Origin of the sequence: Streptomyces sp. B3I8 (assembly GCF_030816915.1) — a bacterium.
Classification (GTDB): domain Bacteria; phylum Actinomycetota; class Actinomycetes; order Streptomycetales; family Streptomycetaceae; genus Streptomyces.
This window is the reverse complement of the sequence record NZ_JAUSYN010000002.1, coordinates 4724041-4751023: the sequence shown is the minus strand read 5'-3', so window position 1 is coordinate 4751023 and position 26983 is coordinate 4724041. Positions and strand designations below refer to the sequence as shown.

Below are 26983 nucleotides of genomic sequence, written 5' to 3'. Positions count from 1 at the left end.
CTGTGGCCCTTCTCCGTCAAGACCAAGCTCGGCACGCTGGTCGTCGTCTCCGTCTTCATCACCACCGGTCTGCTGATGATCGCCGTGCGGACCGAGACGGAGCTGCGCTTCATCACCGTCTTCTCGGTGATCGCCACCCTGCTGATCACCCAGTTCGTGGCGCACTCGCTGACCGCCCCGCTGGACGAGATGAACGCCGTGGCCCGCTCGATCTCGCACGGCGACTACACCCGCCGGGTGCGCGAGAACCGCCGTGACGAGCTGGGCGACCTGGCGCAGACGATCAACCGCATGGCCGACGAGCTGGAGGCGCAGGACAGCCGGCGCAAGGAGCTGGTGGCGAACGTCTCGCACGAGCTGCGCACGCCCATCGCGGGGCTGCGCGCGGTGCTGGAGAACATCGTGGACGGCGTCACCGAGGCCGACCCCGAGACGATGCGCACGGCGCTGCGGCAGACCGAGCGGCTCGGCCGGCTGGTGGAGACGCTGCTGGACCTCTCCCGCCTGGACAACGGCGTCGTCCCGCTGAAGAAGCGCCGCTTCGAGGTGTGGCCGTACCTGGCGGAGATGCTGAAGGAGGCCAACATGGTGGCCTCCGCGCGGGCCGGCATCGCGTCGGGGTCCGGCGGCCACACCCGCAAGGACGTCCATCTGCACCTCGACGTCCACCCGCCGGAACTGACCGCGCACGCGGACCCCGAGCGCATCCACCAGGTCATGGCAAACCTCATCGACAACGCGGTCAAGCACAGTCCGCCGCACGGCCGGGTGACGGTCAGGGCGCGGCACGGACAGCTCCCGGACTCGCTGGAGCTGGAGGTCCTGGACGAGGGTCCCGGCATCCCGCGCTCGGAGTGGCGCCACGTCTTCGAGCGGTTCAACCGGGGCGCCGTCCGCTCCCCGCACGGTCCCGGCAGCGACGGCGGCACGGGGCTGGGGCTGGCGATCGCCCGATGGGCGGTGGATCTGCACGGTGGCCGGATCGGCGTGGCCGAATCCGAGCGCGGCTGCCGCATCCAGGTCACCCTTCCAGGGCTTCCCTCTTCACCAAGTTGACGTAAAGTGCGCAGCGGAGTCGCATGATCCACGGACAGCGGGGCATCGGGTCTCCGGTACGCAGAGATGCGACCGGAGCCACGGGACCGCCGCCCACGACGGCGGACGAAGAGGCCCCGCGCGTCCGTCGCACGACCATCGGGAGGCCCCGGCGGCGTCACCGCGACCTCGGCGGGCCGACGCCCCCGCGCCGCTCCCTCGGGCTCCCGTACCCTTTTCGACCGTAACCGCGCTTGTTTCCCGCCAATTCCGGCGACGAAACACGCTTCTCGATGTGATGTACGTGACGATGAACCGGCCCGACCTCTCCTTACCGGTCATGGAGGCGTAGCCTTTATTCCCGCTGTCCATCACCTTGTGAAGCGGAAGAGGGCGGTTGCCGCCGTGTCGCCACAGTCCCCCAGTAACTCGAGCATCTCCACCGAGACCGATCAAGCCGGAAAGAACCCCGCGGCTTCGTTCGGGGCCAATGAGTGGCTCGTCGACGAGATCTATCAGCAGTACCTCCAGGACCCGAATTCGGTAGACCGCGCCTGGTGGGACTTCTTCGCGGACTACAAGCCCGGGGCGGCTGCCACCCCGGTCCCGGCGGGTGACGCGGCCGCGGGGGCCGCGCGGACCGACGCCGCTCCCACCACCCAGGCCGCTCCGGCCGCCCCTGTGCAGCCCGCGGCCCCGGCCCAGCGCGCCGCACAGCCGGCCGCCGCCGCGCCCGCGCAGCCCGCCGCGGCGCCCGCCGCCGCGGCGGCCAAGCAGGCCGCGAAGCCCGCTGCCGCCGCCCCGACGGCCGCGCCGGCCGCCAAGGCCGCCCCGGCCGCCAAGGCCGCCCCGGCCGCCAAGGCCGCCCCGGCGACCGAGGCCGCCCCGGGCCCGGAGTACGTGACGCTGCGCGGCCCGTCCGCGGCCGTCGCGAAGAACATGAACGCCTCCCTGGAGATGCCCACGGCCACGTCCGTGCGCGCCGTCCCGGTGAAGCTGCTGTTCGACAACCGCATTGTCATCAACAACCACCTCAAGCGGGCCCGGGGCGGGAAGATCTCCTTCACGCACCTGATCGGCTACGCGATGGTGCAGGCCATCAAGGCCATGCCGTCGATGAACTGGCACTACGCGGAGAAGGACGGCAAGCCGACCCTCGTCAAGCCGGAGCACATCACCTTCGGCCTGGCCATCGACCTGGTGAAGCCCAACGGCGACCGCCAGCTCGTCGTCGCCGGCATCAAGAAGGCCGAGACGCTGAACTTCTTCGAGTTCTGGCAGGCCTACGAGGACATCGTCCGCCGCGCCCGCGAGGGCAAGCTGACGATGGAGGACTTCACCGGCGTCACGGTCTCCCTGACCAACCCCGGTGGCCTCGGCACCGTCCACTCCGTGCCGCGCCTGATGCCCGGCCAGTCGGTCATCATGGGCGTCGGCTCCATGGACTACCCGGCCGAGTTCCAGGGCACCTCCCAGGACACCCTGAACAAGCTGGGCATCTCCAAGGTGATGACCCTCACCTCGACGTACGACCACCGGGTCATCCAGGGCGCCGCCTCCGGCGAGTTCCTGCGGATCGTCGCCAACCTGCTGCTCGGCGAGAACGAGTTCTACGACGAGATCTTCAAGGCGCTGCGCATCCCCTACGAGCCGGTCCGCTGGCTCAAGGACATCGACGCCAGCCATGACGACGACGTCACCAAGGCCGCCCGCGTCTTCGAGTTGATCCACTCCTACCGGGTCCGCGGCCACGTCATGGCCGACACCGACCCGCTGGAGTACCAGCAGCGCAAGCACCCCGACCTGGACATCACCGAGCACGGCCTCACCCTGTGGGACCTGGAGCGCGAGTTCGCCGTCGGCGGCTTCGCGGGCAAGTCCCTGATGAAGCTGCGCGACATCCTCGGCGTGCTGCGCGACTCGTACTGCCGTACGACCGGCATCGAGTTCATGCACATCCAGGACCCCAAGCAGCGCAAGTGGATCCAGGACCGCATCGAGCGCCCGCACAGCAAGCCCGAGCGCGAGGAGCAGCTGCGCATCCTGCGTCGGCTGAACGCGGCGGAGGCGTTCGAGACCTTCCTGCAGACCAAGTACGTCGGCCAGAAGCGGTTCTCCCTGGAGGGCGGCGAGTCCGTCATCCCGCTGCTCGACGCGGTGCTGGACTCGGCCGCCGAGTCGCGCCTGGACGAGGTCGTCATCGGCATGGCCCACCGCGGCCGGCTGAACGTGCTGGCGAACATCGTGGGCAAGTCGTACGCGCAGATCTTCCGCGAGTTCGAGGGCAACCTCGACCCGAAGTCGATGCACGGCTCCGGCGACGTGAAGTACCACCTGGGCGCCGAGGGCACCTTCACCGGCCTGGACGGTGAGCAGATCCGCGTCTCGCTGGCCGCCAACCCCTCCCACCTGGAGACGGTCGACCCGGTCATCGAGGGCATCGCCCGCGCCAAGCAGGACATCATCAACAAGGGCGGCACGGACTTCACGGTCATGCCGGTGGCGATCCACGGCGACGCGGCCTTCGCGGGCCAGGGCGTGGTGGCCGAGACCCTGAACATGTCGCAGCTGCGCGGCTACCGCACCGGCGGCACGGTCCACATCGTCATCAACAACCAGGTCGGCTTCACCGCCGCCCCGGAGTCCTCTCGCTCGTCCATGTACGCCACCGACGTGGCCCGCATGATCGAGGCCCCGATCTTCCACGTGAACGGCGACGACCCGGAGGCCGTCGTGCGCGTGGCGCGGCTCGCCTTCGAGTTCCGCCAGGCGTTCAACAAGGACGTGGTGATCGACCTCATCTGCTACCGCCGCCGCGGGCACAACGAGTCGGACAACCCGGCCTTCACCCAGCCGCTGATGTACGACCTGATCGACAAGAAGCGCTCGGTGCGCAAGCTCTACACCGAGTCCCTCATCGGTCGCGGCGACATCACCCTGGAAGAGGCCGAGCAGGCGCTGCAGGACTACCAGGGCCAGCTGGAGAAGGTCTTCACGGAGGTCCGCGAGGCCACCGCGCAGCCGGCCGCCCCGCACTCTCCGGACCCGCAGGCCGAGTTCCCGGTCGCCGTCAACACCGCGATCTCCACGGAGGTCGTCAAGCGGATCGCCGAGTCCCAGGTCAACATCCCCGACCACTTCACCGTCCACCCGCGGCTGCTCCCGCAGCTCCAGCGCCGGGCGTCGATGGTCGAGGACGGCACGATCGACTGGGGCATGGGCGAGACCCTCGCCATCGGCTCACTGCTCCTGGAGGGCACCCCGGTCCGGCTGTCCGGACAGGACTCCCGCCGCGGCACGTTCGGCCAGCGCCACGCGGTGCTGATCGACCGTGAGACCGGCGAGGACTACACCCCGCTGCTGTACCTGTCGCAGGAGCAGGCCCGCTACAACGTCTACGACTCGCTGCTCTCCGAGTACGCGGTCATGGGCTTCGAGTACGGCTACTCGCTGGCCCGCCCCGAGTCGCTGGTGATGTGGGAGGCGCAGTTCGGCGACTTCGTCAACGGCGCCCAGTCGGTGGTGGACGAGTACATCTCGGCCGCCGAGCAGAAGTGGGGCCAGACCTCCGGCGTCACGCTGCTGCTGCCGCACGGCTACGAGGGCCAGGGCCCGGACCACTCCTCGGCCCGCATCGAGCGGTTCCTGCAGCTGTGCGCGCAGAACAACATGACGGTCGCCCAGCCGACGCTGCCGTCGAACTACTTCCACCTCCTGCGGTGGCAGGTGCACAACCCGCACCACAAGCCGCTGGTCGTCTTCACCCCGAAGTCGATGCTGCGCCTGAAGGCCGCGGCCTCGAAGGCGGAGGAGTTCACCACCGGCCAGTTCCGTCCGGTCATCGGCGACGACTCGGTCGACCCGGCCGCCGTCAAGAAGGTCGTCTTCTGCGCGGGCAAGGTCTACTACGACCTCGCCGCCGAGCGGAAGAAGCGCGGCGCGACGGACACGGCCATCATCCGCATCGAGCGCCTGTACCCCCTGCCGGGTGCCGAGCTCCAGGCGGAGATCGCCAAGTACCCGAACGCCGAGAAGTACCTGTGGACGCAGGAGGAGCCGGCGAACCAGGGTGCCTGGCCGTTCATCGCGCTCAACCTGATCGACCACCTGGACCTGGCGGTCGGCGCGGACGTCCCGCACAGTGAGCGCCTGCGCCGCATCTCCCGGCCGCACTCCTCCTCCCCCGCCGTGGGCTCCGCGAAGCGGCACCAGGCGGAGCAGGAGCAGCTGGTCCGTGAGGTGTTCGAGGCGTGACCTCGTAGTCGGCGGACGTCGGTCCAGCGGCCGGGCCGCATCCCTTCACCGGGTTCTCCGGGGGGTGCGGCCCGGCCGCTTTTCCGCCATATCCTTGGCCCCATGTACTTCACCGACCGTGGGATCGAGGAACTGGAGAAGCGGCGCGGCGAGGAGGAGGTCACCTTCGGGTGGCTCGCCGAACAACTCCGCACGTTCGTCGACCTCAACCCCGACTTCGAGGTCCCCGTGGAACGCCTGGCCACCTGGCTGGCCCGCCTGGACGACGAGGACGACGAGGAGTAACCCCCTTTCTCCCTCCGGCTCCCCTGAGGGACGGGACACGGCACCATCCCCACCGACGGCTCCCACTGGGCCTCGGAGCGACGCGAGCCTGTATCAACGGGGGTTGCCCTGCAGGCGGCTCCGCCGCGCGAGCGCGAGCGACCACCACGTCTCGAAGGGGCGCGGAGCTGTACCGACACGCGGCCCCCACCGCGCCCCTCGAAAGACGCGACGCCGTTCCGACATGCGGCTCCCACCGCGCCCTGAAGCGGCGCGAGGCCGTATCAACATGCGGCTCGCTCACCGCGCCCTGAAGGGGCGCGGGGAACTGCGCGAGCCACCAAGAACCCACCCGAGCCCGCCAACGCACCCCACCCACCCGAGCTCTCCCGCGCCCCACCCCCTCCCTCCGACCCACCTCCGGCTCTCCCCTACCCTTCCCCCCTTCCCGTCCCTTCAGGGGCTTCGCCCCTGAAGGGACGGGAAGGGGGGAAGGGTAAGGGCGGCAGGGGCGAAAAAAATTCGGCCCCCTACCCCCACCACCCCCACCCTCCTGCCCGCACACCCCCCACCACCCCATCCACCACCAACAGCAACCCCGCCACCACCCACCCCCCACGCCGCCGCCGAACCCCCCACACCACCACCGGCACCCCCACCCCCACCTGCGCCAAGGCGACCACCCGCGCCCCCACCCCGGGCACGGCCATGCCACCCCCGCCCCCCTCCGCGCGCCCTCGCGCCGCCACCCCCGGCACCACCTCACGCACAACCTCCCGCACCCTCACCCCCTCCACCCCCTCCGCCCTCTCCCCCGGCACCACCCCCTCCGGCAACCGCACCCCCACTCCCTCCTCCAGCACCGTCAGCAGCCCCCGCAACCGCCCGCCCCCGTCCACGGAGGAGTCGGGCCGCGTGAGCGCGAGAAGCGCCCCGACGCCCCCCGTCGTGGCGCCGGACGCCACCCCCAGCCCTTCCCCCAACGTCCGCATCGCCTCGTCCTCCCCCACCGCCGTCCCATTGGCCAGCCACACGTACCCCACGGGCCGCCGGAACCCGGACGCCAGCACACACCCGCACCGGTCCGCGTCCCACCACACCGCGAGCACCGGCCAGGACACCCCCACCGCCAGCGCGTACGCCCACCCCGTGGCCACCCGCTCGACGGTCTCCCCGCTCCGCCACGGCGTCCCCTCCGGCACCAGCAGCGTCCACCCGTCCCCCGCCTCCGCGAGCCCCACCCGCTCACGCAGCACCGGCACCACGGGTGCGACAGCATCGGGCCGCGCCCAGCAGAGCAGCAACACACCACCGGCCGCACCGCACGAAGGAACCGCATCCGTCGACATGCCCACACGGTAGACAGATTCGCCCCGGTTCCTCCCCGCCTGATCACCCGCACGGGTGTCTTGACTTCACAGGCGCACGATATATCGTGTGTATTCAAGGACGCGATATGACGCGAGCCCCACAAGTCGCCACCCACGCACCCACAAATCGTGAACCCTGCCGCGCCTCGTACGATCCGGAGCCGGCCCACGCCGAGGAGGTCACCACCATGTCCGAGTGGTCCGTCGCAGAGCCGGGGAAGCTCACCTTCGACGAGCCCGTGACGTCCCTGCACGTCCGCATCGTCAACGGCACGGTGAACGTCATGGGTACGGAGGACAGCACCGCCCGGCTGGAGGTTTCCGGCATAGAGGGCCCCCCGCTCACGGTGACCCAGGAGCACGGCACCCTCACGGTGGCGTACGACGACCTGCCCTGGCGCGGTTTCCTGAAGTGGCTCGACCGCAGGGGCTGGCGCCGCTCCGCGGAGATCACCCTCGCGGTACCGGCCGGCACCTGCGTGGAGGTCGGCGTGGTCGGCGCCCACGCGATGGTGTCGGGCATCGAGAAGCGCACGGAGGTGAAGGGCGTCACGGGTGACGCGACACTGGTGGGCATCTCCGGCCCCCTGCGGGCGACGACCGTGTCGGGGAACGTGGAGACACAGGCAGTCACCGGGGAGCAGCGGCTCAACTCGGTCTCGGGCGACCTCACCGTCATCGAGGGCGCCTCGCCCGTCGTCAAGGCGGAGTCGGTGAGCGGCGCGATCATCCTGGACCTGGACCCCGCCGGCGGCCCCACGGACGCCCGGCTGACCAACGTCTCGGGCGAGATCGCCGTCCGCCTCGCCCAGCCGGCCGACGCGGAGGTGGAAGCGAACACGGCCGGCGGTGCCGTCTCCAACGCCTTCGACGACCTGCGGGTGACCGGCCAGTGGGGCGCGAAGAGGATCACGGGCCGGCTCGGCGGCGGCACCGGGCGGCTCAAGGCGACCACCGTCTCCGGCTCCATCGCCCTGCTGCGCCGCCCGAGCGACGACGAGCCGTGGGACACCCCGCCACCGCCCGCCGACGGCCACACTCCCCATACCCCCCATGACTCCCTCTCCGACGACCCGGCCGCGGACGGCCCGACCGACAAGAAGGTGCTCTGACATGGCCCCCGTCTTCGCCCACGGCCGGCTGCGGCTGTACCTCCTCAAGCTGCTGGACGAGGCCCCGCGCCACGGCTACGAAGTGATCCGGCTGCTGGAGGAGCGCTTCCAGGGGCTCTACGCGCCCTCGGCCGGCACCGTCTACCCCCGCCTCGCCAAGCTGGAGGCCGAGGGGCTCGTCACCCACACCACCGAGGGCGGCCGCAAGGTCTACTCGATCACCGACGCGGGCCGTGCGGAACTGGCCGGGCGCAGTGGCGAACTGGCCGACCTCGAGCTGGAGATCCGGGAGTCGGTGGCGGAACTGGCCGCCGAGATCCGCGCGGACGTCCGGGGCGCCGCGGGCGATCTGCGCCGGGAGATGCGGACCGCGGTCAGCCAGGCCCGGAGCGGCCGCACGAAGCCGGAGACGCCCTGGGACGCGCGCGAGTGGGTCGAGGACGGGGAGTCCTGGCGGGCCGCGAAGGAGGAGATGCGACGCGTCAAGCAGGAGTGGAAGGAGCAGGCCAGGCGGGCGAAGGACGAGAGCCGCCGGGCCCGCGAGGAGGCCCAGCGGGCCCGGCGCCAGGCCAAGGAGGCCCAGGAGCACGCGCGCACCCAGGCCCAGGAGGAGATGCAGCGGATCGCCAAGCGGGTCCAGGAACACGCCCAGGAGCATTTCGAGCGCGGTGACTGGCCCACCGGCGTCCGCGAGGGCCTGAGCGAACTGACCAAGGAGTTCGGCGAGTTCGGGCAGGTCTTCGGCAAGGAGTTCGGGAAGGACCTCGGCTTCGGGCGCCCGAAGCAGGGAAGCGAGGCTCCCTCCGGCCGGCCCGAGCCGGAGTACACGGTCACCCCCGAGGACTTTCCCGCCGCCTACGAGCCCTCCTGGGCGCACGAGTCCCCCACGGGGGAACCGGCGCGCGACCTCGACCGGCTCCTGGACCGCTTCCGTGACGACATCCGCGACGCGGCCCGGGACCACGGAATCACCGAGGACCAACTCCGCGACGCCCGCCGACACCTGTCCACGGCGGCGGCCCACATCGGCGCGATACTCCGGACGACGAAGGCCTAGGGCCTGTTGCGAAAGTCCCGTCGTCCGCACGGAGGGCGGGCCCTGCGGCGTCAGGTGCGTGCTCTGGGGGTCCCCCCTGCTCGAAGAGCTCGGGGGAATGCCGGGCCCAGGCCCTCGTACCGGATGTACTCGGGTCTGGGCCCGGTACGGCGAGAGGGGGTCCCCCTGCCCGAGCGAAGCCGGGAGCTTGGGGGAGCGTTCATTGCGTCGCGCGGCAGGCGGGACTCGCAACAGGCCCTGGACGGCGGTCCGGCACTGCCGCCGGAATCAGCCCGGGTCAGCCCACATCATCCCGAGTCAGCCGGCGTCGTCCCGGTTCGACCCGGGTCAGCTCGCGCGGGCCTCGCCGCCGGCGGGGCCATAGAGGACCCGGGACAGGGACTCGTGGGTCACCCCGTGGTCGGCCAGCACCTCGGCGGGTACCCCGGGGCGGGCGGTCAGGGCGAGCAGGAGGTGCTCGTCCCCGATGTGCCGGTCGCGCCGGGCGGTGGCGGCACGCAGGGCGCCCGCCAGCGTCTCCTTGGCCCCGCGGGCGAAGGGCCGACGTCCGGACCGGCGGCTGCCGGAGTTCTTCCCGGCCGCCGCGAGGACGCCCCGCCCGTGGATCTCCTCGACCCTGGTGACGATCTCGGTGAGGTCGATGCCGAGGCCGTCGAGAGCGTCCGCGTCGGCCCGGGTGAGGCCACCCCTGCGGCGGGCCTCGGCCAGGTCGCACACCACCGCCTCGCGCCGGCCGGGCAGTCCGAGGGCCGCCAGCGCGAACGCGCCGCGGCTGCCCTCCCGGTCGAGGAGGGCGAGCAGCAGGTGTGTCTCGTCGACGTGCCGTTCCCCGGACCGGGCGCAGTGCGCGACCGCGCCCACGACCACTTCCCGGGCGTCCTCGGTGAACCGTTCGAACATCATCGCCTCCCGTGTTTCTTGTGCACGGCCTGCCTGCTGACGCCGAGTTCCGCGGCGATCTCCTGCCACGACCAGCCCTGTTCGCGTGCGCTGCGCACCTGGACCGCCTCGAGCTGCTCGAGGAGGGTGCGCAGCGCGGTGACCGCCCGCAGTCCGACCCGCGGATCACGGTCACCGGCACGCTCGGCGAGATCCGTTGCGTCCGTCATGCTGTCAATGTAGGTTGACACCAGGACGATTGTCAACCGCAGTTGACGAGAGGAGGGAGGGCGAGGGAGAGGTCAGCCGTTGGTCAGCACGAGCTTGCCGAACTGATCACCGGCCTCCATGCGCGCGAAGGCGTCGCGCGCCCGGTCCAGCGGGAGCACCTCGTCGATGACCGGCCGCACGCCGGTGGCCGCGCAGAACGAGAGAAGGTCCTCCAGCTCGTCCTTGCTGCCCATGGTGGAGCCCACGACCTTGAGCTCCAGGAAGAAGATACGGGTGAGCTCGGCGTGCGAGGGCCGGTCGCCGCTGGTGGCACCGGAGATGACGACGGTCCCGCCGGGGCGCAGGGACTTCACGGAGTGGGACCAGGTCGCGGCGCCGACGGTCTCAAGGACGGCGTCGACACGCTGCGGCAGCCGGGCTCCGGTCTCCAGCGCCTCCACGGCGCCGAGTTCGAGGGCCCGCTTGCGCTTGGCCTCGTCCCGACTGGTGGCGAAGACCCGCAGTCCGGCCGCCTTGCCGAGCACGATCGCGGCGGTCGCCACCCCGCCGCCGGCGCCCTGCACGAGGACGGAGTCGCCGGGGCGTACGCCCGCGTTGGTGAAGAGCATGCGGTAGGCGGTCAGCCAGGCGGTGGGGAGGCAGGCGGCCTGCTCGAAGGAGAGCTCCTTCGGCTTGGGGAGGAGGTTCCAGGTGGGGACGGAGACCTGCTCCGCGAAGGTGCCCTGGTACCGCTCGGTGAGGATGGAACGGCGTTCGTCGTGACCGACGCCGTGACCGCTCTCCCCGATGACGGAGTGGACGACGACCTCGTTGCCGTCCTCGTCGACACCGGCGGCGTCGCAGCCGAGGATCATCGGCAGGGCGCCCTCGGGAAGGCCGACACCCCTGAGGGACCAGAGGTCGTGGTGGTTCAGGGAGGCGGCCCTGACGTTCACGGTGGTCCACCCGGGTTTGCGCTCGGGGGCCGGACGCTCCCCCGACTCAAGTCCCGACAACGGCTGGTCACGGTCGATTCGAGCAGCATAGGCAGCGAACATGCCCCCGACGATAGGCTTCGCCAACGCCCCGAGGAACCGGCCCGCGCTGTGACACGCGTCCCGCCGCCCCGGGGCCGGGCACCCCCGCACGGAGGGCACCCGGCAACGCCGATACGAACACCGCCGCACCCGGCGGGTGACCACGCGCCGGACGCGCGGCGGTGTCCACGCGGGGACACATCAACGCCGGACACGGCACCGGACATGCCGGACAGGTCAGCGTCGGGCGACGCCTTCCGCCCGGGCCGCCGCGGCCACGGCCGCCGTCACCGCGGGGGCGACCCGCTCGTCGAACGGCGAAGGGATCACGTAGTCCGCCGCGAGGTCGTCCCCGACGACCGCCACCAGCGCCTCCGCCGCCGCGATCTTCATTCCCTCCGTGATCCGCGAGGCCCGCACCTGCAGCGCCCCCGCGAAGATCCCGGGGAAGGCCAGCACGTTGTTGATCTGGTTGGGGAAGTCCGACCGCCCCGTGGCCACGACGGCCGCGTACTTGTGCGCGACCTCGGGGTGCACCTCGGGGTTCGGGTTGGCCATGGCGAACACGAACGCGCCGTCCGCCATCGAGGCCACCGCGGTCTCCGGCACCGTACCGCCGGAGACGCCGATGAAGACGTCGGCGCCGGCGAGGGCGGACTCCAGCGAGCCGGACAGCCCGGCCTTGTTGCTGAGCGCGGCCAGCTCCCGCTTGACCGGCGTCAGGTCCTCGCGCTCGCGCGAGACGACGCCCTTGCGGTCGGCGACGGCGACGTCCCCGATGCCTGCCTCGATCAGCATCTTGGCGATGGCGATCCCGGCCGCCCCTGCGCCGGAGATCACCGCACGCAGCTGCCCCAGCGTGCGCCCGGTCAGCCGGGCGGCGTTGCGTAGCGCGGCCAGCGTCACGACCGCCGTGCCGTGCTGGTCGTCGTGGAAGACGGGGATGTCGAGGCGCTCCTGGAGCCGGCGCTCGATCTCGAAGCAGCGGGGCGCGGAGATGTCCTCCAGGTTGACCCCGCCGAAGGAGGGCGCGAGCCGGACGACGGTCTCGACGATCTCGTCGACCCCGGTGCAGTCGAGCGCGATCGGGACCGCGTCGACGCCACCGAACTGCTTGAACAGGATCGCCTTGCCCTCCATCACCGGGAGGGAGGCTTCGGGACCGATGTCCCCGAGGCCGAGGACGGCCGTGCCGTCGGTGACGACGGCGACGACGGAGGACTTCCACGTGTAGTCGTGGACGAGTTCCGGCTGCTCCGCGATGGCGCTGCACACCTTCGCGACGCCGGGGGTGTAGGCGAGGGACAGGTCGTCCTTGTCGCGGACCGGGACGGTGGCCTGGACGGCCATCTTGCCGCCGCGGTGCAGCGCGAACGCCGGGTCGAAGGCGTCGAAGGAATCGAGGGGCTCCGCCCCGCCGTCCTGCGCCGCACCGCTGTCGCTGCGAGGGTTGACGATCTCGGCTGCCACTTCTTGATACCCCTTAGGTCTTCTTGGATTGAGGGTGACCACTCCTGGTGAGGGGTGGGCGGGCACCGCGTGAGGCCCCGATGAGTGATACGCACGGGCACAGACGCGACGGGCGCGCCGCACACGCGCCCTGAGCCCCGGATGAGGGGTGTGGAGAACCTTCTTACCGGACGGAGACCGTCGGCGACGAGTCCGGACGAGCCCGTACAGCCAAGATCACATGCAAGCAAACATCACATGCCGGTGACGGAATCAATCCCCCATGACAGGACAAGTTCCACCAAAGCGCTGGTAAAGAGCCGAAGCGGCGTATAAGCGAGATAACGCGCAGCCACATCGTGAGATGGCCAGAAAATCCTGCGGCCGGAGGGGAGGAATACCGCAGATGGTCCGGCCGTGGCGTCCGGGCCCGCACGGTTCCAGGGTCACCCGTTATCCGATTTTGACATGGCGAGGCATCTGTCTGGTGAAGTCCGAATGGCAAGATGCCGTCAACATACGAGGTCGCGACACCCGATGGTGTGTGTTCTCGTCGACCCATCGGCAGCTCCACCCACCCCGCCGGAGGAACCCACCATGACCGCAGGCATCACCCGTCGTACGACCGCCGCGCGCTCCCGGACAGCCGCGGTCTGCGCCGTCGCGGTCGCGGGCACCCTGTTGCTTGCCGGCTGCGGCGACCAGACCGACAAGGACAGCGACAGCTCGTCGTCCTCCTCGTCCTCCGCCCCGCTCGCCGACAAGCTGCCCTCCGACATACGCAAGGCGGGTGTCATCAAGGTCGGCTCGGACATCGCCTACCCGCCGGTCGAGTTCATGAAGGACGGCAAGGCCACCGGCATCGACCCGGACATCGCCGAGGCCCTCGGCAAGCAGCTGGGCGTGAAGTTCCAGTTCCAGAACGGCAAGTTCGACCAGCTCGTCGTGGGTCTGCAGGCCGGCCGCACCCAGGTGATCATGTCGGCGATGAACGACACCAAGGACCGGCAGAACGGCATCGACTCGGACAGCGGCAAGAAGGCCGGCGACGGCGTCGACTTCGTCGACTACTTCACCGCCGGCACCTCGATCCTCGTCCAGAAGGGCAACCCCAAGGGCATCAAGTCCCTGGACGACCTGTGCGGCAAGGTCGTCGCCCTGCAGCGCGGCACCACCTCGGAGGGCGTGGCCAAGGCGCAGAACAAGAAGTGCGCCAAGGACGGCGGCAAGGCGATCAAGCTGCAGACCTTCGACACCGACCCCGAGGCGCTGCTCCGTCTGAAGCAGGGCGCGTCCGTCGCGGACCTCAACGACTTCCCGGTGGCGGCCTACAACGCGAAGACCTCCGGCGGCGGCAAGGACTTCGAGGTCATCGGCGAGCAGATCGAGGCCGGCCCCTACGGCATCGGCGTCGGCAAGAAGGACACCCAGCTGCGGGACGCGCTCCAGGCGGCCCTGAACGCCATCATCAAGAACGGCGAGTACAAGCAGATCCTCGAGAAGTGGAACGTCACGGACGGCGGCGTCACCGAGGCCAGGATCAACGGTGGCTCCTGAGCCTCGGCGGGGATACGACGAGAGCGAAGGGCAGTCACCGTGACCGACACAGTCGACAAGGTTCCGGCACCGGTGCCACCGGAACAGATCAAAGCCATCCCCGTACGTCACTACGGCCGCTGGGTGGCCGGCGCCGCGGTCGTCGCGGTCCTGGTGCTGATCGGGATCGCCTTCTCCAACGCGAAGATCCACTACAACGTCATCCCGGACTACCTGACCGACGGCACCATCCTGTCCGGCGTCTGGCACACGCTCTACATCTCGGTCCTGGCCATGCTCCTCGGCCTGGTCCTCGGCGTGATCCTCGCCGTGATGCGGATGTCGTCGAACCCGGTCACCAGCACGGTGTCGTGGTTCTACATCTGGTTCTTCCGCGGCACTCCGGTGCTGGTCCAGCTGCTCCTCTGGTACAACATCTCGCTCATCTTCCCCATCCTGAACCTGGGGTTCTACAAGGACGAGATGAACCAGGTGATGACGCCGTTCCTGGCGGCGCTGCTGGGTCTGGGCCTCAACGAGGCCGCGTACATGTCGGAGATCGTCCGGGCCGGCATCCAGTCGGTCGACCTGGGCCAGACGGAGGCCTCGCACGCGCTGGGCATGACGCAGGCCAAGACGCTGCGGCGCGTGGTGCTGCCGCAGGCGATGCGGGTGATCGTGCCGCCGACCGGCAACGAGTTCATCAACATGCTGAAGACCTCGTCGCTGGCGTACGCGGTGCAGTTCAACGAACTGATCAAGCGCTCCACGGACATCTCCAGCACCTCGCTGGCGGTGGTGGAGCTCTACTTCGTCGCCTCGATCTGGTACCTGATCCTCACCAGCGTCTTCAGCGTCGGCCAGTACTACCTGGAGCGGCGTTACGCCCGCGGCTCGTCCCGCAACCTGCCGCCGACCCCGCTGCAGCGGCTGCGGAAGAACCTGGCCCTGTTCGGTTCGTTCCGCCGCCCGGAGGTGTCCCGATGACCGGTCTGAGCAAGGACGTCGCCACGAGCGGCAGCGGCGGTCCGATGGTCCGGGCCGAGGGGGTGCACAAGTCCTTCGGGCTCGCGCACATCCTCAAGGGCATCGACCTGGAGGTGAACCCGCGCGAGGTGTTCTGCCTGATCGGCCCGTCCGGTTCCGGCAAGTCCACCTTCCTGCGGTGCATCAACCACCTGGAGAAGATCAGCGCCGGCCGGCTCTACGTCGACGGCAGCCTGGTCGGCTACCGGCAGAAGGGCGACAAGCTCTACGAGCTGAAGGAGTCGGAGGTCGCGGCGCAGCGGCGGGACATCGGCATGGTGTTCCAGCGCTTCAACCTCTTCCCGCACATGACGGCGCTGGAGAACGTCATGGAGGCGCCGGTCCAGGTCAAGCGCGAGACCCGGGCGGTGGCCCGCGAGCGCGCCCAGCGACTGCTGGACCGCGTCGGCCTCGGGGACCGTACCGGCCACTACCCGGCCCAGCTCTCCGGCGGTCAGCAGCAGCGTGTCGCCATCGCCCGCGCGCTGGCGATGGAGCCGAAGCTGATGCTGTTCGACGAGCCGACCTCGGCGCTCGACCCGGAGCTGGTCGGCGAGGTGCTCGACGTGATGCGGGACCTCGCGGAGGACGGCATGACGATGATCGTCGTCACCCACGAGATGGGCTTCGCCCGCGAGGTCGGCGACTCGCTGGTGTTCATGGACGACGGTGTGGTCGTCGAGGCCGGCCATCCGCGCGAGGTCCTGACCGACCCGCAGCACGAGCGCACGAAGTCGTTCCTGTCCAAGGTGCTCTGACCCGCGGACAGTGGGACACACACGGCGGGGGGCGGTACGGGGCATCCGTACCGCCCCCCGCCGTGTGTGCCGCGGGCCCCTATTTGAGGGCGAGCAGCAGCGTGTCCGAAGGGGAGCACCACACCGGGCGTGCCTCGGCGAACCCCTTCTCGCGCAGGACGCGGGCGTGCCACCGGGCGGAGGGCACGTCGCCGTCGGCGTGCTCGCCGTAGATCTCGAAGCGGCGGGCGGTGGGTCCGGCGAGCGCCGGGTCCTCGGCGGCCCGCCGCCACCAGTCGGCCCAGTCGACGGCGCCGGCCCGCCTGGCCTCGTCCATGAGGGCGTGGCGCCGGTCGCGCTCGGCCGCGTTGATACGGGGCGTGGTCTCGTCGATCATGTGGTCGGCGTTCATGAAGACGCCGCCGTCACGGACCAGCCCCGCGAGGCGTCCGTAGAGTTTCGCGAGGGGGTCCTTGTGCAGCCAGTGCAGGGCGGTGGCGGTCAGGACGGCGTCGTAGGAGTCGTGCGGCAGCAGGCCGGTCCAGTCGGGGTCCTTGAGGTCGGCCTCGACGAACGTCACCCGCCCGTCGCCCTCGAAGGTGCCGCGGGCGATGGTGAGCAGCGCGGGGTCGAGGTCGACACCGGTGCTGGTGGCGTCGGGGAAGCGGGTGAGCAGCCGGGCGGTGATGGTGCCGGTGCCGCAGGCCAGGTCGAGGACCCGGGGCGCGGTACCGACCAACGCCTCCACCATGTCCAGCATGATCCGGAAGCGGTCCTCCCGGTCCGGCATGTACCACTCCTGCTGCCGGTCCCAGCTCTCCTGCCATGCGTTCCAGCCGGTCGCCGCGGCCGTGTCGAGCGTCGTCATGATCCTTCGTGCCCTCCGTCCGATCCTGCCGCATCGCGCACCGCCCGGGGCCTGCGAGTAATACCCTGGGAGCACGATCGGCTATTACCCAACCGTACGCACGACCATAGAGTGCGCCCGTAAGGACTACAAGTGGAACTGGCCTATTACTCGGACTATGCCGTCCGGCTCGTCAACAGCGAGGAGCCGACCCGGGGCAAGGACTCGCTCACCTCGGTGGAGGCCGTGCGCGCCCTGTTCGGGGCCAACCAGTCGGCGGCCCGACGCACCACCGACGCCGACGTCACGCGGTTCCGCTCGGTCCGCGGCAGGCTGCGCGGGGTGTTCGAAGCGGCGAACGACGGGGACGAGACACTCGCCGTCGACCTGCTCAACTCCCTGCTGCTGGAGTTCCCGGTCAGCCCGCAGATCTCCGGGCACGACCACCGCGACGACGACGGCCGCCCGCTGTGGCACATGCACCTGGCCGACCATCCGTCGAACGCGACCGCCGGCTACGCGGCGATCGCCGCGATGGGGCTGGCGTTCCACCTCACCGAGTACGGCGTGGAACGCCTCGGCCTGTGCCAGGCCGCCCCGTGCCGCAACGCCTACCTGGACACCTCGACCAACCGATCCCGGCGCTACTGCTCCGACCGCTGCGCCACCCGGGCGAACGTGGCCGCCTACCGGGCCCGCAAGCGCGAGGAGGCCGACCGGTCGGCCGACACCGGCCGCACCGCCGTGAACGCCCAGCGCACCAGCGCCAGCGGCGAGCGCCCCGCGGGCAGCGGGCGGTAGCGCAGCCACACCCTGGCCAGCACGAGCTCCTGCGGCACGACCCCGTAGTCGGTGCTGTCCCCACCGGCGTAGGGGTTGTCACCGAGCACCCACCAGCCGCCCTCGCGCCGCTCGACGGCACGCTTGACGACCAGCAGGTCCTGCTGGAACGGATGCCGCAGGACCACGACGTCCCCGGGGCGGACCCGCGCCCCGTACTGGACGACGAGCCGGTCACCGTGGTGCAGCGTGGGCACCATCGACGGCCCCGACACCTCGGCCGCCCCGAACGGCAGTACGGCTCTGGTGCGCTCGGTCTCCTGCGACAGTTCCGGCATCACGGCCACCTCCCCGGTCTATGGTCCACCAGTCCCAGTCTGGCCCCGGACTTTTGTCGTAAGCCCATGGGGGCACTCGCGAAAACCGGTCCCCCACGGAGTAATCTCCCACGAGAGAAGACGATCACGAGGAAGGACAGCTCAATGCTCTCCCGCCTGTTTGCCCCCAAGGTCACGGTCAGCGCCCACTGCGACCTTCCGTGCGGTGTGTACGACCCTGCCCAGGCCCGGATCGAGGCGGAGTCGGTCAAGGCCGTGCAGGAGAAGATGGCCGGCAACGACGACCCGCACTACCAGACGCGCGCCACCATCATCAAGGAGCAGCGCGCCGAGCTGGCCAAGCACCACGTCTCGGTGCTGTGGAGCGACTACTTCAAGGCTCCGCACTTCGAGAAGTACCCGGAGCTGCACCAGCTGGTCAACGACACCCTGAAGGCTCTTTCGGCCGCCAAGGCGTCCACGGACCCGGCGACGGGCCAGAAGGCGCTGGACTACATCGCCCAGATCGACAAGATCTTCTGGGAGACCAAGAAGGCCTGACCTCTCACGGCCGGACCTGACCGCACCCGCCCCCACACCCGCCGCATCCGGCGCCCGAGGGGGCGGGTGCGGTTTTTCGCGCGGAGGGCACCGGTGCGGCGGTCGCCGCCTCCCCGGCGGGCCGGAGGCGTGCGATGCTGGCCGCGTGGACCTCGACGAGCTGAGGCGGTTGCGGCGTGCCCGGGACCGGATGGACCGGGAGTACGCCGAGCCGCTGGACATGGCGGAGCTCGCCCGGACGGCGCTGATGTCCGCCGGTCACTTCCAGCGCCGGTTCCGCGCCGCCTACGGGGAGACCCCCTACGGCCACCTCATGACCCGCCGCATCGAACGCGCCAAGGCCCTGCTGCGCCGCGGGGATCTGACGGTGACAGAGGTGTGCCTCGCGGTCGGCTGCACCTCGCTCGGGTCGTTCAGCTCCCGGTTCACCGAACTCGTCGGGGAGACGCCGAGCGCGTATCGGGCCCGCCGGCACACCGAGAGCGCGCCCATCCCGCCGTGCGTCGCCAAGAACCTGACCCGCCCCGCGCGCACCGGCGCACCGCCCCGTTTCACGGAGCCGTCCGGGGCCGCCGGCTGCGACGGCCCGCGCGATCCGCAGGCCGGGCACGGCGACGGTCACCCGCCGCGGACGGATCGCAGCGCTTAGCGTGAGCGCATGGATGTCAGACTCTCGCAGTGCTTCATCGCCGTCGACGACCACGACAAGGCACTCGCCTTCTACCGCGACGTCCTCGGCCTGGAGGTCCGCAACGACGTCGGGTTCGAGGGCATGCGCTGGGTGACCGTCGGCTCGCCCGCACAGCCCGGGGTGGAGATCGTGCTCGAACCGCCGGCCGCCAACCCGGACGCCTCCCCCGCCGACCGGCAGGCCATGGCCGAACTGCTCGCCAAGGGGCTGCTGCGCGGCGTCATCTTCTCCACCGACGACTGCGACGCCCTCTTCGCCCGCGTGCGGGCCTCCGGCGCCGAGGTGCTGCAGGAGCCCATGGACCAGCCGTACGGCGTCCGGGACTGCGCCTTCCGCGATCCGGCCGGCAACATGCTGCGCTTCAACCAGCCCCGCAACGGGGGCTGATACCGGCCCGCCCTCGTCGCCCCCCGGCCTCATCGGCCCCCCGTCCCGGGACCGGCCGTGGACGGGTACGGGTACGGGTACGGGTACGGGTACGGATCAGCCGCGCGGCTCGCGCCACATCGGCCACATGCGCGGGCCGTCCGGGAGGTCGAGGGTGCGGTCGGTGGCGGCGAACCCCAGCCGCTCGTACAGCGCGATGCTGCGCGGGCTGCTCGCCTCCAGATAGGCGGGCAGCCCCTCGCGGTCGCAGCGGTCCAGGGCGGGCCGGATCAGCGCGGTGCCCAGGCCCCGGCCCTGGTGCCCGGGTGCCACGCCGATCATCCACAGGTACTCGTGCGCACGGTCGGCTGGATGCGCCTCGGCCATCAGCCGGGCGATCAGCTCGACGCGCCCGTTGTCCGGGTCGACCTCCTCACGCAGCCGCACCGCTTCCTCCCCCGCCGCGTCGACGGCGTCGGCGGGCTCGACCGCCGGCATCGGCAGCCACAGCGCGCACGCCGTGCCGTCCTCGACAAGGTCGATGCGGCCCTCGGTGAGCACGGTGTCGACGAAGGCGGCCATCAGCCGGTGGTGGGTGGCACGGCGGTGTTCCTTTCCGGGGAAGACCCAGCCACTGACCGGATCGTCCTGGAACGCCTCGTCCAGCACCCGGACGACCAGCTCGCGGTCGTCCTGGTCCGCCCTGCGGATCGCCACGCCCATGTACTCCGCCCCTCCGCCGTCAACAACCGTTGTGCGTACGGGCGTTGACCTTAGCGGCACCGAGTGCCGACCCAAAGCGGTCGGTCCCGGACCGGCGGGGCAGTCCGCGGGCACACGGGGTCAGGACCGTGCGCCCGCGGGGCCTCTTCACTCCCCCCTTGTATCCCCCACTTCCCCGTTCCTCCCCCGGCACGTTCTCCCTTCTCGGCCGTCCCTTCCCCTCGGCCGTCCCTTCCCCTCGGCCGTCCCTTCCCCTCGGCCGCCCCTTCCCCTCGGGCCCCTCGGGCCGTCCGTTCCTTGTGCGGCACCGGCCCCGTCAGGCGCTGCGGCGGGTCACGAACTCGGCCAGGGCCAGGAGGCCGCCCGCCGACTCCGGGTCCGGGACCGCGCGGGACAGTTCGTCCACGGCCCGGGCCATGCGGTCGGCGGCCTGGGCCTGTGCCCAGTCACGGCCGCCCGCGCGCTCGACGGCCAGCACCGTTCGCTCCAGGTCCCCCTCCCGGAACGGGGCCGCGTACAGCTCGGCGAGTTCGGCCGCCGCCGGGGTGCCGGAGCCGAGGGCCGCGACGACCGGCAGCGACTTCTTGCGGGCGATCAGGTCCGCCCCGGCCGGCTTGCCGGTGCGGCCCGGGTCTCCCCAGATGCCGATGACGTCGTCGATGAGCTGGAAGGCCAGCCCGGCCTGCCGCCCGAAGGCGTCGAGTGCCTCCACCTCGTCGTGCGGCGCCCCCGCGTACAGCGCGCCCATGGCGCAGGCGCAGCCCAGCAGTGCCCCCGTCTTGGCCTCGGCCATGGCGAGCACCTCGTCGAGGGTGACGTCCTCGGGGCGGCGTTCCTCCAGTGCCGTGTCGGCGTGCTGGCCGGCGCACAGTTCGACGACACAGGAGGCGAGCCGGGCGGCGGACGCGGCGGACGCCGGGTGCGGGTCCTCCGCGAGCAGCCGATGGGCGAGCGCCTGCAGCGTGTCCCCGGCGAGGATCGCGTCACAGTCACCGAACACCGTCCAGGCGGTGGGGCGGTGACGGCGGGTGGTGTCCCGGTCCATCACGTCGTCGTGGAGCAGGGTGAAGTTGTGCACCAGCTCCACGGCGGCGGCGGCACGGACCGCCGCCTGGCGGTGGCCACCGAGCGCGGCGGCCGCGGTCAGCACCAGCGCGGGCCGTATGGCCTTGCCCGCGTTGCCAGCGGCCGGGCTGCCGTCCGCGTGCTGCCAGCCGAAGTGGTAGAGCCCGATCCGGCGCATGGACTCCGGCAGCGAGTCCACCGCCCGTCGCAGTTCCGGGTCGACCACGGCCCGGGTCCGGTCCAGGACGGCCGCGGCCTCCTGGCCGTCGGCCGGGCCCGGGCCGGCGGCCGGTCTCGCCCGGGGTGCCGTCGTGCTGCGGCCGGTGGCCTCCACCGAAGTCGCCGGGGCCGGCCGGTCCGCCGGCTCCGACGGGTCCCGTGCGGTGTCCGTCATGAACTCGCCCATGAGGCTCCCCCTCGCCGGAGCCGGCCCGCCCATGGGGTCTCCCCCCGGACGGCCCGACGGACGGTGACGCCCGGGGTGGTGCCGGGCGCGTACCTCCGGGGTGTACCCGCCCTGCCGGGCGGGGACACGGCGTACCGGTGTGCGGAGATCACCCCCACCGGCCGATCTCGACGTTCTCCAGGATGCCGAGCGCGTCCGGCACCATGACGGCCGCCGAGTAGTAGGCCGTCACCAGGTACTTGATGATGGCCTGTTCGTTGATGCCCATGAAGCGCACCGACAGGCTGGGCTCGATCTCGTCCGGGATGCCGGACTGCCGCAGCCCGATGACGCCCTGTTCCTCCTCCCCCGTACGCATGCAGATGATCGACGTGGTCCGGGTGTCGCTGACCGGGATCTTGTTGCACGGGAAGATGGGCACCCCCCGCCAGGTGGGGATGCGATTGCCCGCGACGTCGATGCTCTCCGGGACGAGTCCGCGCTTGTTGCACTCGCGGCCGAAGGCGGCGATGGCCTTGGGGTGGGCGAGGAACAGCTTGGATCCGCGGCGGCGGCTGAGGAGTTCGTCCATGTCGTCCGGGCCCGGCACGCCGTCGTGCGGCTGGAGCCGCTGGTCGTACTCGCAGTTGTGCAGCAGCCCGAAGTCCCGGTTGTTGACCAGCTCGTGTTCCTGGCGCTCCTTCAGCGCCTCGACCGTGAGCCGGAGCTGCTGCTCGGTCTGGTTCATGGGCTGGTTGTACAGGTCGGCCACACGCGTGTGGATGCGCAGCACCGTCTGCGCGATGCTGAGTTCGTACTCGCGCGGGGCGGCCTCGTAGTCGACGAACGTGTGCGGGATGTCCGCCTCGCCGGTGTGGCCCGCGGCGAGGGCCACCTCCTTCTCGCCGTACTTGTTGGTGCGCTGCGCCGGGATCGACCGGCGGCTGTCCAGGTGCCGGCGCAGCGAGTCGGCGCGCTCCGCGAGCTGCTCCACGTCCCGGCGCGGAAGGGTGAGCACGGTGCACGCGGTGGCCGCGCGGGCCGTGTACTCCCAGATGGCCTCGGGGTCCAAAAGCGTCTGGTCGCCGAAGTAGGCGCCGTCGGCGAGGACTCCGAGGACCACGTCGCCCCCGTAGGGACCGCTGCCGATCTTCTCGACCTTGCCGTGGGCGATGAGGAACACCTCGTCGACCTGGCTGCCGAAGGAGGCGATGATCTGGCCCGCCTCGATCTCGCGCTGCCTGCAGCGCCGGGCGAGTTCGCCGAGTACCTCCTCGTCGTCGTACGACCGCAGGGCCGGCAGTTCGCCGAGCTCCGCGGGGATGACACTGACCTGGTCCCCGGTCTTCACGAAGGTGACACGGCCGTCACCGACCGCGTAGCTGAGGCGGCGGTTCACCCGGTACGTGCCGCCCTGGAGATCCACCCACGGCAGCATCCGCAGCAGCCAGCGCGAGCTGATCTCCTGCATCTGGGGCACGGACTTGGTGGTCGTGGCCAGGTTTCGCGCGGCGGATGTGCCGAGGCTCTGCTGCGGACGGGTCTGCTCCGCGCGGACCTCTTCGCCTACCGACATGTACTTTCGCCCTCCCGATCATGCACTGAACTGCGGGGACAAGCCTTCCATCACGGACGGTCGCGGTGCTATTACACGAAAGAGGGGGAATGGATCATTGCGGGTGTGGGCAGGGCGGGGTGCCACTGCCGCGCCGGGGCATTCGGGTCACTGGCCGAAGTCGCTGGCCGAAATCCGTCGGACGCCGCCCGAACGGCGATTGAGGACCGTCCTCCTCGGTAAAAGGTCCGTGCCGGGCGGCACGAAAGGCGGCCGCCCCCAGCACACGAGGAGGCGGCATGGCGTCACCCATGTCCGCGACCGCGTTCCTGCACGCGCTCAGGGACGAGGGCGTCACCGTCGTCGAGGTCGGCGACTGGAAGCACCACAACCGCAACCACAAGGGCCCGTGGGGGCCGGTGAACGGCGTGATGATCCACCACACGGTCACCTCGGGCGCCGCCGCCACGGTGGAACTGTGCCGCAAGGGCTACGCGGACCTGCCGGGACCGCTGTGCCACGGGGTGATCACCAAGGACGGCGTGGTCCACCTCGTCGGCTACGGCCGCGCCAACCACGCGGGGCTCGGGGACGACGACGTGCTCCGCGCGGTCGTCGCGGAGAAGGCGCTGCCGCACGACAACGAGGCGAACACGGACGGCAACCGGCACTTCTACGGGTTCGAGTGCGAGAACCTGGGCGACGGTGAGGACCCGTGGCCCAAGGCGCAGTTGGAGGCCATAGAGCGGGTGTCGGCGGCGGTGTGCCGGCAGCACGGGTGGACGGAGAGGTCCGTGATCGGGCACCTGGAGTGGCAGCCGGGGAAGGTGGACCCGCGGGGGTTCACCATGGCATCGATGCGCGCGCGCATCCGGGACCGGCTGAAGTGACCCCGCCCGGCCGCTCCGCCGCGCTCACCCGGCCCGTCCGTGCGCCGGCCGGCCCCTCGGTCCCGCACCGGGGGCGAACGCGCGTGGGCGGCGCGTGGACGGTTCTCAGGATGCGCACGGACAATGTTCGAATGACCGGCTCCGACGTTCCCGAGACGCCCAGGACGCGCGAAACACCCGGGACCCGTGAGATGGCCAAGACTCCCGGGACCTGTGAGATGCCCGAGACGCTCGCGACCCGTGAGACGCCCGGCGCGGCCGGCGTGCCCGGCTCCCTCGGCGGCATCGCCCCGCGCCCCCGGCTGCCCTCGCCCCTCCAGGACGTGGTGGACGAGCGGTTCGGCCAGTACGGCGTGCGGCTCGTGCTGAAGCGGGACGACCTGATCCATCCGCGGCTGGTCGGCAACAAGTGGCGCAAGCTCGTGCCCAATCTCGCCGCGGCGGCCGGACGGCCCGTGGTCACCTTCGGGGGCGCCTACTCCAACCATCTGCGCGCCACCGCCGCCGCGGGCCGGCTGCTGGGGCTGGAGACCGTCGGGGTGGTGCGCGGGCAGGAGCTGGCCGAGCGGCCCCTCAACGCCTCCCTGGCGCGCTGCGCGGCCGACGGGATGCGGCTGCACTTCACCGACCGGGCGGCGTACCGCCGCAAGTCCGAGCCGGGGACGCTGGCCGCGCTGCTGCGGACGGCGGGCGCCGAGGACGCCTACGTGGTGCCCGAGGGCGGCAGCAACGCCCGTGCCGTGCGCGGCTGCCGGGCCCTCGGCGAGGAACTGCGCGGCCGTGCGGACGTCGTCGCGGTGCCCTGCGGCACCGGAGGCACGCTCGCCGGGCTGGCGGCCGGGCTGGGCCCGGGACAGCGCGCTCTCGGGATACCGGTGCTCAAGGGCGGTTTCCTGACCGGCGAGACGGCCGCCCTCCAGGAGCGGGCGTTCGGCGGTCGGCGCGGCGACTGGTGGCTGGAGGACGGCTTCCACTGCGGTGGCTACGGCCGTACGACGCCCATGCTGGAGGCGTTCGCACAGGACTTCGAGGAACGGCACGGGCTGCCCGTCGAACGGCTGTATGTGGCCAAAATGCTGTCCGCGCTCCTCACGCTGACGGAACGGGGCGCCTTCCCGCTCGGCACGACCCTCGCGGCGGTGATCACCGGCCGCCCGTTCCCCTGAACCGGCCGGCGGTCGGCGGCCGGTCGGGGAGGAACACGGCTCACGTGGTCTCCCGGAAGGCGGCCGCCTCCTCCAGATCGAGGCGGCGCAGCAGGGTACGGAGCATCTCGTCGTCGATGTAGCGGCCGTCGCGCAGACGTACGAACATCTCGCGTTCGGCGCCGATCATCTCCCGGGACAGTCGGCGGTAGGTGTCGTCGACGCTCTCCCCAGTGACCGGGTTGACCGAGCCGAGGCGCTCCCAGACGGCGTTGCGGCGCCGCTCCAGGACCTCGCGGAGCCGATCGGCGAGGGGCGGCGGCAGGGTGTTGCGCTCGTCGGCGAGGAGGTCCCGCAGACGCTGTTCGGCGACGCGGGAGGCCTGCGCCTGGGCGTTGGCCTCGGCCAGCGTCACGCTCTGCGGGTCGGGCCTGGGCAGCCTGAGCCGGCGGATCAGCGGGGGCAGGGTCAGGCCCTGCACCACGAGGGTGCAGATCACCGTGGTGAACGTCAGGAACAGGATCAGGTTCCGTTCGGGGAAAGGGGCGCCGCCGTGCACGGTGAGCGGCACGGAGAAGGCGACGGCGAGCGACACCACGCCCCGCATGCCGGCCCAGCCGATGATGAGCGGACTCTTCCAGGTGGGGTTCTCCTCGTTGCGCCGCACGCGGGCGGAGAGGATCCGGGGCAGGAAGGTGCTGGGGAACACCCAGAGGAAGCGGACCGCGACGACCACGAGGAAGAGGACGACCGCGTAGACCGCCGCGCGGGTGCCCTCGTTCTCGCCGAGGCCCCTGAGGACGACCGGAAGCTGCAGTCCGATGAGCGCGAACACCGCCGACTCCAGCAGGAACGCCACCATCTTCCACACCGCCTCCTCCTGGAGCCGGGTGGCGAAGTCGACCTCCCAGTTGTGGTGGCCCAGATAGAGGGCGACGACGACCACGGCGAGCACCCCGGAGGCGTGGAGCTGTTCGGCGACGCCGTAGGCGACGAACGGGATGAGCAGGGAGAGCGTGTTCTGCAGCAGCGCCTCCGTGAGGCGGGTGCGCAGCCAGTGCAGGGGCACCATCAGCAGCAGTCCGACGACGACCCCGCCGACCGAGGCCAGCAGGAACTCCTCCAGGCCGTCGGCCCAGGTGGCGCCCGCGCCGACGGCGGCGGCCAGCGCGACCTTGTAGGCGGTGATCGCGGTGGCGTCGTTCACCAGGGACTCGCCCTGAAGGATCGTCGTCAGCCGGGAGGGCAGTCCAAGCCTGCGGGCCACCGCGGTGGCCGCGACCGCGTCCGGGGGCGCCACCACCGCGCCCAGCACCAGGGCGGCCGGCAGCGGCAGCCCCGGGACGAGCAGGTAGGCCACCCAGCCGACGGCCAGGGTCGCGAAGAGCACGTAGCCGACCGACAGGAGCATGATCGGCCGGCGTTGGGCCCGCAGGTCGAGGTAGGAGCTGTCGGAGGCCGCCGTGTAGAGCAGGGGCGGCAGCAGCAGCGGCAGGACGATCTCCGGGTCGAGTTCGTACCCGGGCACCCCGGGGACGTAGGAGACCGCCAGACCCGCCGCGACCAGCAGCAGCGGCGCGGGGACGGGGGTGCGCCTGGCGACCCCGGCGACCGCGGCACTGCCCGCGACCAGCATCAGCAGTGGAAGTACATGCATCGTCCTGCGCCCGCCCTCTTTTTGCGCGCGGTCCC

25 protein-coding genes are annotated in these 26983 nt (G+C 71.2%); 14 read left to right on the top strand and 11 right to left on the bottom strand.

Annotation, left to right across the window (positions count from 1 at the left end):
* The 3 genes from QFZ64_RS23370 (at position 1) to QFZ64_RS23360 (ending at position 5574) form a co-directional block, all read left to right on the top strand.
* Entirely contained in the window at positions 1-1056 is a 1056-nt protein-coding gene (locus QFZ64_RS23370) for an ATP-binding protein (RefSeq protein WP_307071836.1), read from the top strand.
* Positions 1057-1440: 384 nt separating this feature from the next.
* Positions 1441-5289, top strand: a complete 3849-nt coding sequence (locus QFZ64_RS23365) for a multifunctional oxoglutarate decarboxylase/oxoglutarate dehydrogenase thiamine pyrophosphate-binding subunit/dihydrolipoyllysine-residue succinyltransferase subunit (RefSeq protein ID WP_307068781.1) — start codon at positions 1441-1443, stop codon at positions 5287-5289.
* Between the two features lie 102 nt (positions 5290-5391).
* Positions 5392-5574, top strand: coding sequence for a DUF6104 family protein (locus QFZ64_RS23360; RefSeq protein WP_307068778.1), 183 nt, complete (start codon positions 5392-5394; stop codon positions 5572-5574).
* A gap of 509 nt (positions 5575-6083) precedes the next feature.
* Here the strand turns inward: QFZ64_RS23360 and QFZ64_RS23355 are convergent.
* Positions 6084-6902, bottom strand: coding sequence for a hypothetical protein (locus QFZ64_RS23355; protein ID WP_307068776.1), 819 nt, complete (start codon positions 6900-6902; stop codon positions 6084-6086).
* Between the two features lie 209 nt (positions 6903-7111).
* Here QFZ64_RS23355 and QFZ64_RS23350 point away from each other — a divergent pair, with 209 nt between their 5' ends.
* Both QFZ64_RS23350 and QFZ64_RS23345 read left to right on the top strand, forming a co-directional pair.
* Positions 7112-8035 (top strand): DUF4097 family beta strand repeat-containing protein, encoded by a 924-nt coding sequence (locus QFZ64_RS23350; RefSeq protein WP_307068774.1) that lies wholly within the window; start codon positions 7112-7114, stop codon positions 8033-8035.
* Between the two features lies 1 nt (position 8036).
* Positions 8037-9092 carry a PadR family transcriptional regulator gene (locus QFZ64_RS23345; RefSeq protein WP_307068773.1) on the top strand — a complete coding sequence of 352 codons (1056 nt, stop codon included), beginning with the start codon at positions 8037-8039 and terminating at the stop codon, positions 9090-9092.
* 327 nt (positions 9093-9419) lie between these two features.
* Here QFZ64_RS23345 and QFZ64_RS23340 read toward each other — a convergent pair whose 3' ends face one another.
* The 4 genes from QFZ64_RS23340 to QFZ64_RS23325 form a co-directional block, all read right to left on the bottom strand.
* On the bottom strand, positions 9420-9992 hold the full coding sequence (locus QFZ64_RS23340) for a Clp protease N-terminal domain-containing protein (protein WP_307071835.1): 573 nt from the start codon (positions 9990-9992) through the stop codon (positions 9420-9422).
* Positions 9992-10201, bottom strand: coding sequence for a helix-turn-helix domain-containing protein (locus tag QFZ64_RS23335; protein ID WP_307068771.1), 210 nt, complete (start codon positions 10199-10201; stop codon positions 9992-9994). Before QFZ64_RS23335 ends, QFZ64_RS23340 begins: the two co-directional genes overlap by 1 nt.
* A gap of 72 nt (positions 10202-10273) precedes the next feature.
* On the bottom strand, positions 10274-11239 hold the full coding sequence (locus QFZ64_RS23330) for a zinc-binding dehydrogenase (RefSeq protein ID WP_307068769.1): 966 nt from the start codon (positions 11237-11239) through the stop codon (positions 10274-10276).
* Between the two features lie 216 nt (positions 11240-11455).
* Positions 11456-12688, bottom strand: coding sequence for an NADP-dependent malic enzyme (locus QFZ64_RS23325; protein ID WP_307068767.1), 1233 nt, complete (start codon positions 12686-12688; stop codon positions 11456-11458).
* 576 nt (positions 12689-13264) lie between these two features.
* On the opposite strand from QFZ64_RS23325, the gene QFZ64_RS23320 reads away from it, so the two are divergent.
* The 3 genes from QFZ64_RS23320 to QFZ64_RS23310 are packed head-to-tail and all read left to right on the top strand — an operon-like array spanning position 13265 to position 15987.
* Positions 13265-14224, top strand: coding sequence for an ABC transporter substrate-binding protein (locus QFZ64_RS23320; protein WP_307068765.1), 960 nt, complete (start codon positions 13265-13267; stop codon positions 14222-14224).
* A 39-nt stretch (positions 14225-14263) separates the two neighbouring features.
* Positions 14264-15190, top strand: coding sequence for an amino acid ABC transporter permease (locus QFZ64_RS23315; protein WP_307068763.1), 927 nt, complete (start codon positions 14264-14266; stop codon positions 15188-15190).
* On the top strand, positions 15187-15987 hold the full coding sequence (locus QFZ64_RS23310; RefSeq protein WP_307068761.1) for an amino acid ABC transporter ATP-binding protein: 801 nt from the start codon (positions 15187-15189) through the stop codon (positions 15985-15987). The genes QFZ64_RS23315 and QFZ64_RS23310 overlap by 4 nt, the downstream gene beginning before the upstream one ends.
* A 79-nt stretch (positions 15988-16066) precedes the next feature.
* Here the strand turns inward: QFZ64_RS23310 and QFZ64_RS23305 are convergent, their stop codons facing one another.
* The gene (locus QFZ64_RS23305) at positions 16067-16834 is read right to left on the bottom strand and encodes a trans-aconitate 2-methyltransferase (protein WP_307068758.1); all 768 of its coding nucleotides are present in this window, start codon (positions 16832-16834) and stop codon (positions 16067-16069) included.
* 132 nt (positions 16835-16966) lie between these two features.
* Here QFZ64_RS23305 and QFZ64_RS23300 point away from each other — a divergent pair, with 132 nt between their 5' ends.
* Positions 16967-17614 carry a CGNR zinc finger domain-containing protein gene (locus QFZ64_RS23300; protein WP_307068756.1) on the top strand — a complete coding sequence of 216 codons (648 nt, stop codon included), beginning with the start codon at positions 16967-16969 and terminating at the stop codon, positions 17612-17614.
* Here QFZ64_RS23300 and sodX read toward each other — a convergent pair.
* Positions 17500-17931 (bottom strand): nickel-type superoxide dismutase maturation protease, encoded by a 432-nt coding sequence (gene sodX / locus QFZ64_RS23295; RefSeq protein ID WP_307068755.1) that lies wholly within the window; start codon positions 17929-17931, stop codon positions 17500-17502. The genes QFZ64_RS23300 and sodX overlap by 115 nt on opposite strands.
* 144 nt (positions 17932-18075) lie before the next feature.
* Here sodX and sodN point away from each other — a divergent pair, with 144 nt between their 5' ends.
* The 3 genes from sodN (at position 18076) to QFZ64_RS23280 (ending at position 19549) form a co-directional block, all read left to right on the top strand.
* Positions 18076-18471 carry a superoxide dismutase, Ni gene (gene sodN, locus QFZ64_RS23290; RefSeq protein WP_030379399.1) on the top strand — a complete coding sequence of 132 codons (396 nt, stop codon included), beginning with the start codon at positions 18076-18078 and terminating at the stop codon, positions 18469-18471.
* A 190-nt stretch (positions 18472-18661) separates the two neighbouring features.
* A complete protein-coding gene (locus QFZ64_RS23285; protein ID WP_373430767.1) occupies positions 18662-19120 on the top strand; it encodes a helix-turn-helix transcriptional regulator in 459 nt (152 codons plus the stop codon).
* A gap of 9 nt (positions 19121-19129) precedes the next feature.
* Positions 19130-19549: a VOC family protein gene (locus tag QFZ64_RS23280; protein WP_307068749.1), complete on the top strand. Its 420-nt coding sequence runs from the start codon at positions 19130-19132 to the stop codon at positions 19547-19549.
* Positions 19550-19645: 96 nt separating this feature from the next.
* Here QFZ64_RS23280 and QFZ64_RS23275 read toward each other — a convergent pair whose 3' ends face one another.
* The 3 genes from QFZ64_RS23275 to QFZ64_RS23265 all read right to left on the bottom strand — a co-directional run bounded on the left by QFZ64_RS23275 (position 19646) and on the right by QFZ64_RS23265 (position 23277).
* Positions 19646-20251: an N-acetyltransferase gene (locus QFZ64_RS23275; protein WP_307068747.1), complete on the bottom strand. Its 606-nt coding sequence runs from the start codon at positions 20249-20251 to the stop codon at positions 19646-19648.
* A 316-nt stretch (positions 20252-20567) separates the two neighbouring features.
* Positions 20568-21722 (bottom strand): family 2 encapsulin nanocompartment cargo protein polyprenyl transferase, encoded by a 1155-nt coding sequence (locus QFZ64_RS23270; RefSeq protein ID WP_307068745.1) that lies wholly within the window; start codon positions 21720-21722, stop codon positions 20568-20570.
* Between the two features lie 148 nt (positions 21723-21870).
* Complete coding sequence (locus QFZ64_RS23265) at positions 21871-23277, bottom strand: family 2B encapsulin nanocompartment shell protein (protein WP_307068743.1); 1407 nt, start codon at positions 23275-23277, stop codon at positions 21871-21873.
* A gap of 278 nt (positions 23278-23555) precedes the next feature.
* On the opposite strand from QFZ64_RS23265, the gene QFZ64_RS23260 reads away from it, so the two are divergent.
* On the top strand, positions 23556-24146 hold the full coding sequence (locus QFZ64_RS23260; protein WP_307068742.1) for an N-acetylmuramoyl-L-alanine amidase: 591 nt from the start codon (positions 23556-23558) through the stop codon (positions 24144-24146).
* Positions 24147-24364: 218 nt separating this feature from the next.
* Positions 24365-25312 carry a 1-aminocyclopropane-1-carboxylate deaminase/D-cysteine desulfhydrase gene (locus tag QFZ64_RS23255; protein ID WP_307068740.1) on the top strand — a complete coding sequence of 316 codons (948 nt, stop codon included), beginning with the start codon at positions 24365-24367 and terminating at the stop codon, positions 25310-25312.
* 40 nt (positions 25313-25352) lie between these two features.
* On the opposite strand, the gene QFZ64_RS23250 is transcribed toward QFZ64_RS23255, so the two are convergent.
* Complete coding sequence (locus QFZ64_RS23250; protein WP_307068738.1) at positions 25353-26948, bottom strand: Na+/H+ antiporter; 1596 nt, start codon at positions 26946-26948, stop codon at positions 25353-25355.
* Positions 26949-26983 lie beyond the last annotated feature (35 nt).